Below are 14,306 nucleotides of genomic sequence, written 5' to 3'. Positions count from 1 at the left end.
CTGCCCCCGTCGCATGACCCAACGGCGATGCGAAGGGAGATCAGTCGAAGACGATCGTGCGCCGGCCGCGCAGGACGACCCGGCGCTCGACGTGCCAGCGCAGGGCGCGGGCGAAGGCCATCGCCTCGAGCTCGGCACCCGTCGCGGCGAGCTGCGCCGGGGACATCCGGTGGTCGACCCGGCGGAAGTCCTGCTCGATGATCGGGCCCTCGTCGAGGTCGGAGGTCACGTAGTGGGCCGTGGCCCCGATGACCTTGACCCCGCGCTCGTGGGCCTGCGAGTAGGGCCGCGCCCCCTTGAAGGAGGGCAGCAACGAGTGGTGGATGTTGATGATCCGACCGGGGAAGTCGGCGCAGAGGTCCTCGGAGAGCACCTGCATGTAGCGCGCGAGCGCCACGGTCTCGACCCGCTCGGTCTCGATGATCTCGCGCAGCCGTGCCTCGGCCTGCGGCTTGGTCTCGCGCGTCACCGGCACGTGGTGGAAGGGGATGCCGTGCCACTCGACCTCGGCCCGGAAGTCCTCGTGGTTGGACACGACTGCCGGCACGACGACGTTGAGCTGGCCGGTGCGCACCCGGAAGAGCAGGTCGTTGAGCACGTGCCCCTGGCGGCTGACCATGATGAGCAGCCGGTGAGGCTCGTGCGGGTCGTGGACCTCGACGTCGACGCCGAGCTCGGCCACGATCCGCTGGCGCTCGGCCTCGAGTCGGTCGACGTCGATCGGGGCGTCGGCCTGCAGGTGCATCCGCAGGTGGAACTCCCCCGTCGACGGGTCGCCGAACTGCTGGCTGTCGAGGATGTTGAGGTCGAGCCCGACCATCGCGCCGGTCACCGCGTGGACGATGCCGCGCCGGTCGGGGCCGCTCAGGGTCAGGACGATCTCGCGGCCGAGGCCGCCCGGGGTCGCCGTGCTCATGCCGTGGCCGCCGCTAGCTGGCCGCAGGCCCCGTCGATGTCGCTGCCACGGGTGTCGCGCACCGTCGTCGGGATGCCGTGGGCGCGCAGCCGCTCGACGAACTGCTGCTCGACGCCCCGCCGCGACGCGGTCCACTTCGAGCCCGGCGTCGGGTTGAGCGGGATCGGGTTGACGTGCACCCAGCCCTTGCCGCGGGCGGTGAGCTTCTTGCCGAGGAGGTCTGCACGCCACGCCTGGTCGTTGATGTCGCGGATCAGCGCGTACTCGATGCTCACCCGCCGCCCGGTGCGCAGGTAGTAGCGGTGGGCGGCGTCGATCGCCTCGTCGACCTTGAAGCGGGTGTTGATCGGCACGAGCTCGTCGCGCAGCTCGTCGTCGGGCGCGTGCAGCGACAGCGCGAGCGTCACCGGGATGCCCTCCTCGGTGAGCCGGTCGATGCCGGTGACCAGCCCGACCGACGACATCGTGATGCCGCGGGCACTCATGCCCAGCCCCTCGGGCGAGGGGTCGACCATCCGGCGGATGGCACCGATCGCGGCCTTGTAGTTGGCCAGCGCCTCCCCCATGCCCATGAAGACGACGTTGGTGACCCGGCGGCCGGAGGACGAAGAGAGGGACTCCCCTTCGTCATCGGCCTCGGCCCCGAGCGCGGCGCCGGCCTCGTCACCCAGCGGCAGGTCGCCGGCCTCGGCCAGCAGCCGGTTGGCAGCGACGACCTGGTCGACGATCTCGGCCGTCGACATGTTGCGCGTCAGGCCCTCCTGGCCGGTGGCGCAGAAGGGGCAGTTCATCCCGCAGCCGGCCTGGCTGGAGATGCAGATGGTCGCCCGCCGGGGGTAGCGCATGAGGACCGACTCGACGAGGGCGCCGTCGTGGAGGCGCCAGACCGACTTCAGGGTCGCGCCACGGTCGGCGGTGATCGTGCGCACCGGTGCGAGCAGGCGCGGGAGCATCGCGGCGGCGAGCTCGTCACGGGCTGCCTTGGGCAGATCGGTCATCTGCTCGGGGTCGTCGGTGTGGTGGGCGAAGTAGTGCGTCGACAGCTGCTTGGCGCGAAAGCCCGGCAGACCGAGCTCCTTGGCCCACTCGACCCGACCGGCGAGGTCGAGGTCGGCGAGATGGCGCGGCGGCTTGCCGCGCCGGGGCGCGGTCATCGTCAGCTGGCCGGGCGCCGGGCGGGCGGTCGAGGGCGTGGGCAGGTCGGTCATCCCGACCATCATCTCAGGTCAGGAGCGTGCCCCACCAAAGCTGCCCGCTGCCGGGTCGGCGGCGTCGCGCCCCCGGCCCTCGCCGTGTGCAGCCTCGCCGGGCGCCGGGGCAGAATCCGGACCGGAGAGCGCGCCGACGAGGGCTTCGTGCACCGCCTCGGCGCTGCCGACGCTCGGCTGGTCGGCGAGGTGGTACCACTCGTCGGCTCCCTCGTAGCGCACCCGGGCGACGACCACCCCGTCCTGCTCGCCCGTCTCGAGCTCGATGCGGCCGGTGATGGTGCCGACCTCGCGGGTGGTCACGCCACCGGGTCGGGCGGTGAAGGTGCTCGTACGGCTCATCGTCGTCAGCAGCTCTCGAGTCGGGTGCTCAGCGCGGTCTTCTCCGCCGTCTGCAGGGCCAGGCCCCAGCGGTACTTCGTCGCGACCCACATCTTCGCGTAGGTGCACGCGTAGGTCGTGCGGGTCGGCCACCACGTCGACGGGTCCTGGTCCCCCTTCGACCGGTTGGACGAGGCCGAGACCGCGATGAGCTGCGGACCCTCGAGGTCGTTGGCGAAGTCCTCCCGCTCCTGGTCCGACCACGAGTCGGCGCCCGAGCGCCACGCCTCGGCGAGCGGGACGACGTGGTCGATGTCGAGGTCGCTGCCGTCGGTGAAGGACTCGCCGTCGTACTCGCTGTACCAGTCCCCCGAGGTGGGGCGGCAGTCGGAGCCGACCTCGACGTCGTCGCCGTCGCGGGCCAGAACGGTCTCGCGGGTGTCGCACCCGTCGACGGTGATCCAGTGGTTGAACTCGTCGCGGTCGTAGCCGGTCATCGAGCCCTCCGTCTCGACGGGGAGGGCGGCGAGCTGGCTGATGGCGGTGTCCGTCGAGGGGATGCCGGGAGGTGCGGCGGTGGCCGACGCCGCCGGCGCCAGCGCGATGGACGTGGCCGCGGTGGCGGCGAGGACGGAGCAGGTGGTGCGCAGGCGCATGACGGGTCCTTGGCGGTCGGGTGCCGGGCACGAGCGACGCTAGGGGCGGGTGAGCGACCGCGGGTGAACACGCGGTCAGGCGCAGCCGGGAACCCCGTCAGAGGTCGGTCAGGGCCGTCAGTGCGGGGCGATGATCCGCAGCGCCACCCACATGAGCGGGATGACGAGGACGAGGGAGTCGAGCCGGTCCATGAGGCCCCCGTGCCCCGGGAGGATGTTGGACATGTCCTTGATCCCGAGGTTGCGCTTGAGGCTGGACTCGATGAGGTCCCCGATCGTCGCGACCGGGGCGGTGAGGGCCCCGAGGATCGCGCCCTGCCACCACAGGCCGTCGAGGGTGAGCGGGATGACGATCGCCCCGACCGCGGCGCACGAGAGGACCGACCCGGCGAAGCCCTCCCAGGACTTCTTGGGCGAGAGCTTGGGCGCCATCGGGTGCTTGCCGAAGAGCACCCCGAAGGCGTAGCCGCCGATGTCGGAGCAGATCGTGATGAGGATGAAGACGAGGATGCGCCACTGCCCCTGGGGCTCGGCGAGCATCAGCGCCGCGAAGCCGGCGAGCAGGCACGGGTAGAGCAGGATCAGCGCGCCGGCGCCGACATCGCGCAGCGCGCCGGCCAGCCCGTCGGCGACCCGCCAGATGAGCGTGGCGACGAGCGTCAGGGCGGCGGCGAAGACCAGCGCCTCGGCTCCGCGCAGGTAGGCGGCGACCGTCATGCTCACCGCGCCGATGGCGACCGGGACGAAGGGGGCGAACAGCCCCCCTTCGCTCAGGGCCTGGCGCATCTCCCACACCGCCACGACCATGGCGATGCAGATGACGACGACGAAGGCGACGGGGTGGATCACCAGCGCCGCGGCGGCGCCGGCACCGAGGCCGACGCCCGTGGCGATGGCGACCGGCAGGTTGCGCCCGGCGCGACCCGTCGGCGCCGGAGCCGGCGCGGGCGCGGCCGCGCGGGCGGAGCGACGGGTCGCGAACTCGGGCTCGGTCACATCAGACCTCGGAGAGCTCGGCTTCCTTGGCCTTGAGCAGCGAGTCGACGGTCTCGACGTACTTCTTCGTCAGCGCGTCGAGCTCCTTCTCGCCCCGGGTGCCGTCGTCCTCGCCGACCTCGCCGTCCTTGACGAGCTTGTCGATGGTGTCCTTGGCCGCCCGGCGGACGTGCCGGATCGAGACCTTGGCGTCCTCGCCCTGGCTGTGCGCGAGCTTGATGTACTCCTTGCGGCGCTCGGCCGTCAGCTCGGGCATGGTCACCCGGATCACGGTGCCGTCGTTGCTCGGGTTGGCCCCGAGGTCGGAGTCGCGCAGCGCGCTCTCGATCGCCCCCATCGACGACTTGTCGAAGGGGGTGATGAGCAGCGTCCGCGCCTCGGGCGTGGCGAAGGAGGCGAGCTGCTGCAGCGGCGTCGGCGACCCGTAGTAGTCGACCATGACCCCGCTGAAGAGGCCGGGGTTGACGCGGCCGGTGCGGATACCGGCGAAGTTGTCCTTGGCCACCTCGACGGCCTTGGTCATCTTGTCCTCGGCCTCGAGCAGTGCGTCCTCGATCATGTGCGTCCTCTCCTGTCCGGCCACGGGGGCCTCGCGTGCGGCGGCGCCGCGGTGGTCTGGGGTCAGTCTCTCACTCAGGCGTGCACGACCGTGCCGATGGACTCGCCGAGCAGGGCACGGGTGACGTTGCCCTCGCCCTCCATGCCGAAGACGACCATCGGCAGCTCGTTCTCCCGGCAGAGGCTGAAGGCCGCGGCGTCGACCACCTTGAGGTCCTGCTGGATGGCCTCCTCGTAGGTGACGCGCTCGAGCTTGCGGGCGTCGGGGTTGGTCCGCGGGTCGGAGTCGTAGACCCCGTCGACGCCGTTCTTGGACATCAGGACCGCATCGCACTTGATCTCGAGGGCGCGCTGGGCGCTCACCGTGTCGGTGGAGAAGAAGGGCATGCCGGCGCCGGCGCCGAAGATCACGACCCGGCCCTTCTCGAGGTGGCGGATGGCCCGGCGCGGGATGTAGGCCTCGGCCACCTGACCCATCGTGATGGCGGTCTGGACCCGGGTGTCGACGCCCGCGTCCTCAAGGAAGTCCTGGAGGGCCAGGCAGTTCATCACGGTGCCGAGCATGCCCATGTAGTCGGCACGCGTGCGGTCCATGCCCTGCTCCTGCAGCTGGGCCCCGCGGAAGAAGTTGCCGCCGCCGACGACGATCGCGACCTGGATGCCCTCGCGCACGGCCGCGGCGATCTGCTCGGCGATGCCGCGCACGACGTCGGGGGCGACGCCGACCTTGCCGCCACCGAAGGCCTCGCCGGAGAGCTTGAGGAGGACGCGTCGGTAGTTGGTGGGGGTCTCGTCGGACACGGGTGTGCTCCCTGTGGGTCGAGGTCGGGGATTCGCTCAGATCCTTCCACAGGTGCGGGCCTGCGGACGCACGCACGATGACGAGGCCGCTTATCCTTGCCGGTCGTGAGCACCGCACCCGCCGACCGGTCGGCCCCTGTCACCGTCTCGATCACCCGCACCGTCCGCCCCGAGGACGAGGCCCTCATGCAGGTGTGGGCCGACGCCGGGACCACCCTCGCGCGGCGCTTCCCCGGCTTCCTCGGCTCGGGGTGGGTGCGCCCGTCGCTCGGGTCCGATCAGTGGCACATGCTCTACCGCTTCGCCGACGCCGACGCCCTCGAGCAGTGGCAGGAGTCCCACGAGCGGGCCCGGTGGCTCGGTGCCGCCGCCCGCCTCGTCGAGGCGACCCGGATGGAGTCGCGCACCGGCATCGAGGGGTGGTTCGACGAGCCGCACGAGGTGACCGGGTACGACATCGCCCCTCCCCCGCCGCCGCGGTGGAAGCAGATGGTCGTCATCTTCTGCGCCTTCTTCCCCACGAGCCTGGTGCTCACCTACGTGCTCGCCCTGGTCACCGAGGGGTGGCCGGCGTGGGGCCGCGTGCTGCTCACCTGCGCCATCGCTATCCCGTGGATGACGTACGTCTTCCTCCCCTTCGTCACACGGCTCTTCCTGCCGTGGACGCAGCCGCGGCGCTCGCCGTGACCTGCCTCCCGGCATGACGAAGGGCGCCGCCCCCCGGCTGGGGGGCGGCGCCCTTCGGCTGTGCGAGGTTCGTCAGGAACCGACGCGGAAGCGAGCGAACTGGGTCGCGCTCGCGCCGGCCTCCTCGAGGACCTTGCCGACGGACTTCTTGGAGTCCTTGGCGAAGGGCTGGTCGAGCAGGACGTTTTCCTTGAAGAAGCCGTTGACCCGGCCCTCGACGATCTTGGGCAGGGCAGCCTCGGGCTTGCCCTCCTCCTTGGCCGTCTCCTCGGCGATGCGACGCTCGTTGGCGACGACGTCGGCGTCGATCTCGTCGCGGGTGAGCACGTTGGGGCTGAAGGCCGCGATGTGCATCGCGACGTCACGGGCCACCTGGTCGTCGCCACCCTCGGTGCCCAGGAGGACACCGATCTGGGCCGGCAGGTCGGGGCTGGTCTTGTGCAGGTACGCCGAGACGTTGGGGGCCTCGACGCGGGCGACCCGCTTGACCTCGATCTTCTCGCCGATGGTGGCGTTGGCGTCGTCGAGGAGGTCCTTGACGGTCTTGTCCCCGGCGGGGGCAGCCAGCAGGGTCTCCGCGTCGGTGGCCTTGGCCGCGACGGCCGCGGCGAGGACCTCGTCCGCGAGGGCGCCGAACTTCTCGCCCTTGGCGACGAAGTCGGTCTCGCAGAGGACCTCGACGAGGGTGCCGACGCCGGCCTCCGCCTTGGCGACGACCAGACCGTTGGAGGTCGTGCGGCCCTCGCGCTTGGTCACGCCCTTGAGGCCCTTGATGCGCAGCAGCTCCTGGGCCTTGGACTTGTCGCCCTCGGCCTCGTCGAGCGCCTTCTTCACGTCGAGCATGCCGGCGCCGGTGCGCTCGCGCAGCTCCTTGATGTCAGCGGCGGTGTAGTTCGCCATGTGTGTCCCGTTCTCCTTCGAGAGAGGTTGACGGTGGTCGGTGAGGTGGTGCTCAGGCCTCGGGGGTGGCCTCGGCGGCCGGAACCTCGGCGGCGGGCGCCTCGGTCGCGGGGGCCTCGGCGGCGGGGGCCTCGGTCGCGGGAGCCGCGGCCTCGGTGCCCTCACCGGCGAGGAGCTCGCGCTCCCACTCGGCCATCGGCTCGGCCTCGGCGGCGGAGGCACCCTCGGTGGCGTTGCCGCCACCACGGGCCATCAGGCCGTCGGCGACCGCGTCGGCGACGACGCGGGTGAGCAGGGTGACCGAACGGATCGCGTCGTCGTTGCCCGGGATCTTGTAGTCGACCTCGTCGGGGTCGCAGTTGGTGTCGAGGATCGCGATGACCGGGAGGCCGAGCTTGCGGGCCTCGTCGACGGCCAGGTGCTCCTTCTTGGTGTCGACGATCCACACGGCCGAGGGAACCTTGGCCATGTTGCGGATACCGCCGAGGGTCTTCTCCAGCTTGTCCTTCTCACGACGAAGGATGAGCAGCTCCTTCTTCGTGTAGCCGGAGCCGGCGACGGTGTCGAAGTCGATCTCCTCGAGCTCCTTCAGGCGGGTGAGGCGCTTGGAGATCGTCTGGAAGTTGGTGAGCATGCCACCGAGCCAGCGGTGGTTGACGTAGGGCATCCCGACGCGCGTCGCCTGCTCGGCGATGGGCTCCTGGGCCTGCTTCTTGGTGCCGACGAACAGGATCGTGCCGCCGTGGGACACGGTCTGCTTGACGAACTCGTAGGCGTCGTTGATGTAGGTCAGCGACTGCTGCAGGTCGATGATGTAGATGCCATTGCGCTCGGTCATGATGAAGCGCTTCATCTTGGGGTTCCACCGGCGGGTCTGGTGCCCGAAGTGGACGCCGCTCTCCAGGAGCTGGCGCATGGTGACGACGGCCATGCCGAAGTCCTCTCTCGTCGATTGTCAGTTGTTTCCTGGTGCTCCGACCCACCCCGCCCGACCGAGGTCGGGACTGCCGTGGTGTGGCCCCGGATTCGCAGTGATCTGATCACCCGGCGAGGAACACGCGAATTCATCCAGACAGACTGGATGTGCCCCTCATCCTACGGCTGCGGGGCGAAGGGGGGAAATCGTCGCCCGCGTAGCCTGCGGGCATGAGCTCACCCCTCGTCGACCGCATGGAGCCGCACGCCGAGACGATCTTCGCGACGATGTCGGCCCTGGCGTTGGAGCACGACGCGGTCAACCTCGGTCAGGGCTTCCCCGACACCGACGGTCCCGAAGAGGTCCTCGAGGCGGCCCGGGCGGCGATCACGGCCGGCCACAACCAGTACCCACCGACGATCGGCATCCCCACCCTGCGCGAGGCGGTCGCCGCGCACCAGGCGCGCCACCACTCCCTTCGTCATGACCCGGCGACGGAGGTGCTCATCACCTCGGGGGCGACCGAGGCGATCGCCGCGAGCCTGCTCGGGCTGGTCTCCCCCGGCGACGAGGTGGTGACCTTCGAGCCCTACTACGACAGCTATGCGGCGGGCATCGACCTGGCCGGCGGGGTGCGGCGGACCGTCCCGTTGTCGTACCCGGACCTGACCTTCGACCCCGAGCAGCTCGCCGCGGCCTTCTCCGAGCGCACGCGCGTGGTCCTGCTCAACTCGCCGCACAACCCCCTCGGCAAGGTCTTCACCCGCGCCGAGCTCGAGGTCGTCGCCGATCTCGCCCGCCGGCACGACGCCTGGGTCATCAGCGACGAGGTCTACGAGCACCTGACCTTCGACGTGCCGCACGTGCCCATCGCGACGCTGCCCGGGATGGCCGAGCGCACGCTGACGATCGGGTCCGCGGGGAAGTTCTTCTCCGTCACCGGGTGGAAGGTCGGGTGGGTCACTGGTCCGGCAGCTCTCGTGCGCGCCGCCCGCGTGGTCAAGCAGTACCTGACCTTCACCACCGCCTCTCCTCTGCAACACGCCGTCGCCCACGCGCTCGACCTGGGAGCGCAGGTGCTCACCGACCTCACTGACTCCCTGCAGGAGCGCCGTGACCTGCTCGTCGCCGGATTGGCCGACGCCGGGCTCGACGTGCGCCCGAGCGACGGGACCTACTTCGTCGTCGCCGACGCCGCACCGCTCGGCGTCCCCGACGCGCTCCAGTGGTGCCTCGACCTGCCCGCGGCGGCGGGGGTCGCGGCCGTGCCGGTCTCGGTCTTCTGCGACGACCCCCAGCGCATGTCGACCCTCGTGCGCTTCGCCTTCTGCAAGCAGGTGCCGGTCATCGAGGAGGCCTGCCGCCGTCTCGCGGCCTTCACCGGCTGATCCACAGTCCTCGGCGGGGCGGCGGCCCCGTCCACAGGTCTGACGGGGACCACCGGCGGCGGCGCGAAGGGGGTCACGCTCACCCCATGAGCACCGTCACCTTCGTCGCCCTCGCCCTGGCCGGGGCCCTCACCGGTCCACCCGCCCCACCTGCCGCGGCTCGCTGGTCGTGGCCGGTCGGGGGCGGTGCCCGCCCGGCCGTGGCGGCCCCCTTCGACGCGCCGGAGGAGCAGTGGGGCGCCGGTCATCGCGGCATCGACCTGTCGACCGCGCGGGGCGGGCCGGTCACCGCGGTCGCCGACGGGGTGGTGACCCATCGTGGTCGGATCGCCGGTCGGGGCACGGTGAGCGTCACCCACGCCGACGGTGTGCGCAGCACCTACGAGCCGGTCGACGCCACGGTCTCGACGGGTGACCGGTTGGCGCGTGGCCAGCGGATCGGCACGATCGGGCCGGAGTCGGGGCACTGCGCTCCCGCGGCCTGCCTCCACCTGGGTGCGCGTCGCGGGCCGACCTACCTCGACCCGATGACCTTCTTCGGTGCCCGCCGGGTGATCCTCCTGCCCGTCCCGTGAGCGCCTGCGCCGTGGTGCCGGGTCGAGGTGATCCCGACCGGCATCCGGTCGGTGACACCTCTACCCGCTCGCAGGGCTCAGGCGCGGGGGTGCGCCTGCTCGTAGCTGCGGCGCAGGCGGTCGAGCGAGACGTGCGTGTAGATCTGGGTCGTCGCGAGCGAGCTGTGGCCGAGGAGCTCCTGGACCATGCGCAGGTCAGCGCCACCCTCGAGCAGGTGCGTCGCGGCCGAGTGGCGCAGGCCGTGCGGCCCCACATCGGGCGCATCGGGCACGTGGGCGAGCAGGGAGTGGACGACCTCTCGGACCTGGCGCGGGTCGACCCGGCGGCCCCGATGGCCGAGGAAGAGCGCCGGGCCCGACCCCTCGACGACCACCCGGGGTCGTCCACGCTCCAGCCACTCGCCGAGAGCCTCGTCGGCGGGCGCGCCATAGGGCACCACGCGCTCCTTGCGACCCTTGCCGAGGACCCGCACGACCCGTCGACCGCGATCGAGGTCGTCGACGTCGAGGCCGGTGAGCTCGCTGACCCGGATCCCGCTCGCGTAGAGCAGCTCGAGCACGGCGCGGTTGCGCAGGTGGATCGGGTCCTCGTCGTCCGCGGCGACTGCCGCGACGTCGAGCACGGCACTCATGCCGTCGCGGGAGACGACGTCGGGCAGGGTGCGCTGCCGCTTGGGGGACGCCAGCCGCAGTGCGGGGTCCGTGGCGGTGCGGCCGGTGCGCGTCGTCCAGGCGAAGAAGGTGCGTACCGCGGCCGACCGGCGGGAGAGGGTCGCGCGGGCGGCGCCCCCCGAGGCGAGGCTGCCGAGCCAGGACCTCAGCTGCGCCAGCGTGACGTCGGCGAGCGCGTCGCTGCCGTCGTGGGCACACCACATGAGGCAGGCGCGCACGTCGCCCGCATAGGCCCTGATCGTGTGCTCCGATCGATCGCGCTCACGCAGCAGGTGCGCGGCGTAGGCGTCGACGGCCTCGCCGACCCACGCTGGGGTCGGCGCCGGCTCCGGGGTCGACGCAGCGCTCACGCCCCCACGGTGCCACGGTCGGGCCGGCGCGTCCCGCAGGTCACGCCGTGAGGACCTCGTCGAGCCGCTGGGCCACGCGCCAGCCACGGCTGTCGTGCGCAGCCAGCGGGCGCGTCGCACCCAGCGCGCGACCGCCTCGGTCCTCACCCTGCCGATCCCTCGCCCCGATCCTTCGCGGCACCTCGACGCTGGGAGCCGGATCGGGCTGGCGGGGCGAACGACTCGTGAGGGTCTCTTCATCTGACCTTCATCTGGGCCCCGGGCCGGGGCCGCGACGCCAGCCGCCGGTGTCGTCCTGCACCACCCACCCCTCGAGCGACATCTCCGCCAGGTCGGCGAGCACCTCCTCGAGCGGCACCACGAGCTCGATCGCGAGCTCGCCGACCGGGACTCCCCTGCGGCTGCTCAGCAGGTCGTGGATGCGGCGGTGCGGCGGCCGGAGCACGTCGAGGTCACGGGCCGGACCGAGGAGCTCGACCGGTTGGTCGACCTCCTCGCCCACGCGTCCGGCCAGGGCGAGCAGGTCCGCGGTGTCGGTGACCAGACTGCCGCGATGCTTCTGGATCCACTCGTGACAGCCCGCGGACGACATCTGGGTCACCGGACCGGGCACGACCCCGACGGGGCGGCGCATCGCCTCGGCCCAACCGGCGGTGTTGAGCGAGCCGGACCGCAGCCCCGCCTCGACGACGAGCGTCGCCTGCGACAGGGCAGCGATGATCCGGTTGCGCGAGAGGAATCGGTGCCGCATGCCCACGGTCCCGATGGCCAGCTCCGTGATGACGACCCCCTGCTCGGCGACGGCGTCGACGAGCCGCCGGTTGCCCTCCGGGTAGACCCGGTCGGGCCCGCACGGGAGCACGGCGATGGCCGGCCCGTGCACGGCGAGCGCCCCCTGGTGGGCCGCGGCATCGATGCCGAAGGCCGCACCGGACACGACCGTCCAGCCCCGACCCGCGGCGCCCGCCCCGATCTCCCGGGCGATGGCCTCGCCGTAGCCCGTGCTCGCCCGCGAACCGACGATGGCGACGGCCCGGGCCGACAGGTCGGTGAGCGACCCCTGCCCCCGCACGTGGAGCAGGTGCGGGGAGACGAGGGGGTGCGAGAGGACCTCGGGCCAGTCGGCGTCTCCCGGGATCACGACCCGGGCCCCCGAGCGCTCGACGCGGTCCAGCTCGCCGTCGACGTCGACCCCGGCCACGTGCGCGCGGGCACTCGCCGAGCGGGGCAGGTCGCCATCGGCAAGGCGGTGCCAGGCCTCGACGTGACCGACCTCTGCGAGGACGGACTGCAGGGCGTGTGGTGCATCGCTCACCCGCTCGCGGCGCAGTTCGAGCACCCGCGACCAGGCGACCCGCGCCCGCCGCTCGTTGGACCCGACCATCGCGTGGGCGCGAGCGACCTCGGCACTCGTCGGGATGCCAGCGACCTCGGACCGGCTCATGCCGCCACCGCGCCCTGCGTGCGGTACATCAGCGCCAGACCCACATCGGTCGGGCTCGGGACGGTACGGCCGTTGAGGTCCGCCGAGGTCCACGCCAACCTCAGGATCCGGTCGTAGCCGCGGACCGTCACCTGCCCCAGGTCGAGCGCCCGATCGAGCGTGGCAGTCGTGGCTGACGGCAGGCGCCACGGTCGGCGGCGCAGCTGCGGCCCGGGGACTTGGCTGTTGAGCGACCAGCCGAGCGGCTCCCACCGGCGTCTCTGCACCTCGCGGGCGGCCAGCACGCGGGCGGCGACCGCCTCGCTCGAGTCGGGCGGGTCCTCGCTGAGGTCGGCCAGGCTGACCTTGGGCACCTGCACCTGGATGTCGACCCGGTCGAGCAGCGGTCCGCTGAGCCGGGCCGCATAGGCCCGCCGCTCGGTCGGTCGACACCGGCAGGCCAGTCCCTTGCCGTGGCCCTCCCCGCACGGGCACGGGTTGGCCGCGAGGACCAGCTGGACCCGGGCCGGGTAGGTCACCCGCTCGCGCGCCCGGGCGATGACGACCCGCCCGGACTCGAGCGGTTGCCGCAAGGCCTGGAGCACCGCGCTGCCGAACTCAGCCGCCTCGTCGAGGAAGAGCACCCCGTGGTGCGCCTGGGACAGCGCGCCCGGCAGCACGACGCCCGAGCCCCCGCCGACGAGGGCTGCGACGCTCGCGGAGTGGTGCGGCGCGACGAAGGGGGGCACGACGTCGAGGCCGGTCGGCGGTGCCACCCCGACGAGGGAGCGCACGGCCAGGGTCTCGAGCGCCTGCTCGCGGGTCAGCGGCGGCAGAATCGTCACGAGCCGCTCGGCGAGCATCGTCTTGCCCGAACCCGGTGGACCGTTGAGCAGCAGGTGATGCCCGCCCGCCGCTGCGAGCATGAGTGCCGTGCGGGCCTCGTGCTGGCCGGACACCTCGGCCAGGTCCAGCCGTCGAGCTGCCGGCCCACCGGGCGTCACGGATGCCTCGTCGGCCGGGTGGAGGCCGCCGCCCTCGCGCTGCGCCGAGCGGTAGGCGAGCACGAGCTCCCCGAGCGTGCCGGCCGTGGAGACCCGCACCCCCTCGACGAGCCGGGCCTCGGCCACGTCCTCGGGTGCGACGACGACGTGCTCGCAGCCGGCGGCCTGCGCGGCGAGCACCGCCGGCAGCACCCCGGTGACGTGCCGCAGCCGCCCGTCGAGGCCGAGCTCGGCGAGGTGCACGACGGGTCGTACGAGCGCCGCCGGCAGCTCCTCGCAGGCGGCGAGGACGGCGACGGCGATGCCGAGATCGAAGCCCGTGCCGTGCTTGGGGATCGATGCGGGCGACAGGTTGACCGTCAGCTGGCGGGAGTTGAGCGAGAAGCCGGCGGAGATCGACGCTGCCCGCACCCGCTGGGGTGCCTGGCGCAGCGCCGCGTCGGGCAGGCCGCTGATGTCGAAGGCCGGGAGCCCTCGCCCGACGTGGCACTCGATGTCGACGAGGTGACCGGTGATCCCGCGCAGCGCCACCCCGCGGGTCACCCCGATGCTCACTGCCCCACCCCGGGCCGGAAGTCGACCTCGTAGAGGCCGTCGGCGTCGCGGACCAGCCCGACGAAGTCCAGCCGCACGCCCGGGGCGTCGACCCGGTGCTCGGCGAGCCACCGCCCCGCCAGCCGACGCAGCCGCGCGAGCTTGGCCCGGGTGATCGCGTGCACGGGGTCACCGAAGGCACGGCTGCGCCGCGTCTTGACCTCGCAGACGACGACCACGTCGCCGTCTCTCATGACGAGGTCGATCTCGCCCTCGCTGCACCGCCAGTTGCGGTCGAGCAACTGCATGCCCTGCCTGGTCAGGAAGGTCACGGCGAAGTCCTCGCCGTCCGCTCCCACGCTCGCCCGTGTGGGCTCCACCTCGGTCATCTGCGACCACCT

At 72.3% G+C, this 14,306-nt stretch carries 16 protein-coding genes; 3 read left to right on the top strand and 13 right to left on the bottom strand.

Features of this window, described 5'->3' with window-relative positions:
• Positions 1-40: 40 nt before the first annotated feature.
• The 7 genes from purU to pyrH all read right to left on the bottom strand — a co-directional run bounded on the left by purU (position 41) and on the right by pyrH (position 5,456).
• On the bottom strand, positions 41-916 hold the full coding sequence (purU, locus tag NYE39_RS16260; RefSeq protein WP_341013299.1) for a formyltetrahydrofolate deformylase: 876 nt from the start codon (positions 914-916) through the stop codon (positions 41-43).
• The gene (gene rlmN / locus NYE39_RS16255; protein WP_341013298.1) at positions 913-2,124 is read right to left on the bottom strand and encodes a 23S rRNA (adenine(2503)-C(2))-methyltransferase RlmN; all 1,212 of its coding nucleotides are present in this window, start codon (positions 2,122-2,124) and stop codon (positions 913-915) included. Before rlmN ends, purU begins: the two co-directional genes overlap by 4 nt.
• An 18-nt stretch (positions 2,125-2,142) precedes the next feature.
• The gene (locus NYE39_RS16250; protein ID WP_341013297.1) at positions 2,143-2,466 is read right to left on the bottom strand and encodes a hypothetical protein; all 324 of its coding nucleotides are present in this window, start codon (positions 2,464-2,466) and stop codon (positions 2,143-2,145) included.
• Between the two features lie 5 nt (positions 2,467-2,471).
• Positions 2,472-3,101 carry an HNH endonuclease family protein gene (locus tag NYE39_RS16245; RefSeq protein WP_185221839.1) on the bottom strand — a complete coding sequence of 210 codons (630 nt, stop codon included), beginning with the start codon at positions 3,099-3,101 and terminating at the stop codon, positions 2,472-2,474.
• 117 nt (positions 3,102-3,218) lie between these two features.
• Entirely contained in the window at positions 3,219-4,097 is an 879-nt protein-coding gene (locus NYE39_RS16240) for a phosphatidate cytidylyltransferase (protein WP_341013296.1), read from the bottom strand.
• A 1-nt stretch (position 4,098) separates the two neighbouring features.
• Positions 4,099-4,656 (bottom strand): ribosome recycling factor, encoded by a 558-nt coding sequence (gene frr / locus NYE39_RS16235; protein WP_072624147.1) that lies wholly within the window; start codon positions 4,654-4,656, stop codon positions 4,099-4,101.
• Between the two features lie 74 nt (positions 4,657-4,730).
• Positions 4,731-5,456 carry a UMP kinase gene (gene pyrH / locus NYE39_RS16230; protein ID WP_072624146.1) on the bottom strand — a complete coding sequence of 242 codons (726 nt, stop codon included), beginning with the start codon at positions 5,454-5,456 and terminating at the stop codon, positions 4,731-4,733.
• A gap of 105 nt (positions 5,457-5,561) precedes the next feature.
• On the opposite strand from pyrH, the gene NYE39_RS16225 reads away from it, so the two are divergent.
• The gene (locus NYE39_RS16225; RefSeq protein WP_318843255.1) at positions 5,562-6,143 is read left to right on the top strand and encodes an antibiotic biosynthesis monooxygenase; all 582 of its coding nucleotides are present in this window, start codon (positions 5,562-5,564) and stop codon (positions 6,141-6,143) included.
• Positions 6,144-6,215: 72 nt separating this feature from the next.
• On the opposite strand, the gene tsf is transcribed toward NYE39_RS16225, so the two are convergent.
• Both tsf and rpsB read right to left on the bottom strand, forming a co-directional pair.
• Positions 6,216-7,043 carry a translation elongation factor Ts gene (gene tsf / locus NYE39_RS16220; RefSeq protein ID WP_072624144.1) on the bottom strand — a complete coding sequence of 276 codons (828 nt, stop codon included), beginning with the start codon at positions 7,041-7,043 and terminating at the stop codon, positions 6,216-6,218.
• Positions 7,044-7,095: 52 nt separating this feature from the next.
• The gene (gene rpsB / locus NYE39_RS16215) at positions 7,096-7,974 is read right to left on the bottom strand and encodes a 30S ribosomal protein S2 (RefSeq protein WP_072624143.1); all 879 of its coding nucleotides are present in this window, start codon (positions 7,972-7,974) and stop codon (positions 7,096-7,098) included.
• 215 nt (positions 7,975-8,189) lie between these two features.
• On the opposite strand from rpsB, the gene NYE39_RS16210 reads away from it, so the two are divergent.
• Together NYE39_RS16210 and NYE39_RS16205 are read left to right on the top strand one after the other, a co-directional pair.
• Positions 8,190-9,347 carry a pyridoxal phosphate-dependent aminotransferase gene (locus NYE39_RS16210; protein ID WP_072624142.1) on the top strand — a complete coding sequence of 386 codons (1,158 nt, stop codon included), beginning with the start codon at positions 8,190-8,192 and terminating at the stop codon, positions 9,345-9,347.
• A gap of 86 nt (positions 9,348-9,433) precedes the next feature.
• Positions 9,434-9,922 carry a murein hydrolase activator EnvC family protein gene (locus NYE39_RS16205; protein WP_341013295.1) on the top strand — a complete coding sequence of 163 codons (489 nt, stop codon included), beginning with the start codon at positions 9,434-9,436 and terminating at the stop codon, positions 9,920-9,922.
• 77 nt (positions 9,923-9,999) lie between these two features.
• Here the strand turns inward: NYE39_RS16205 and NYE39_RS16200 are convergent, their stop codons facing one another.
• The 4 genes from NYE39_RS16200 to NYE39_RS16185 all read right to left on the bottom strand — a co-directional run bounded on the left by NYE39_RS16200 (position 10,000) and on the right by NYE39_RS16185 (position 14,294).
• Positions 10,000-10,944, bottom strand: coding sequence for a tyrosine recombinase XerC (locus NYE39_RS16200; RefSeq protein WP_341013294.1), 945 nt, complete (start codon positions 10,942-10,944; stop codon positions 10,000-10,002).
• A gap of 247 nt (positions 10,945-11,191) precedes the next feature.
• Positions 11,192-12,388 carry a DNA-processing protein DprA gene (gene dprA, locus NYE39_RS16195; RefSeq protein WP_341013293.1) on the bottom strand — a complete coding sequence of 399 codons (1,197 nt, stop codon included), beginning with the start codon at positions 12,386-12,388 and terminating at the stop codon, positions 11,192-11,194.
• Positions 12,385-13,926: a YifB family Mg chelatase-like AAA ATPase gene (locus NYE39_RS16190; RefSeq protein ID WP_072624139.1), complete on the bottom strand. Its 1,542-nt coding sequence runs from the start codon at positions 13,924-13,926 to the stop codon at positions 12,385-12,387. Before NYE39_RS16190 ends, dprA begins: the two co-directional genes overlap by 4 nt.
• Positions 13,923-14,294, bottom strand: a complete 372-nt coding sequence (locus NYE39_RS16185) for a YraN family protein (RefSeq protein ID WP_192911715.1) — start codon at positions 14,292-14,294, stop codon at positions 13,923-13,925. The genes NYE39_RS16190 and NYE39_RS16185 overlap by 4 nt, the downstream gene beginning before the upstream one ends.
• Positions 14,295-14,306 lie beyond the last annotated feature (12 nt).

This window comes from Janibacter sp. FSL W8-0316, assembly GCF_038004165.1.
Classification (GTDB): domain Bacteria; phylum Actinomycetota; class Actinomycetes; order Actinomycetales; family Dermatophilaceae; genus Janibacter; species Janibacter indicus.
Note: the sequence above shows the minus strand (reverse complement) of the source record. Positions and strands in the feature narration are given on the sequence as shown.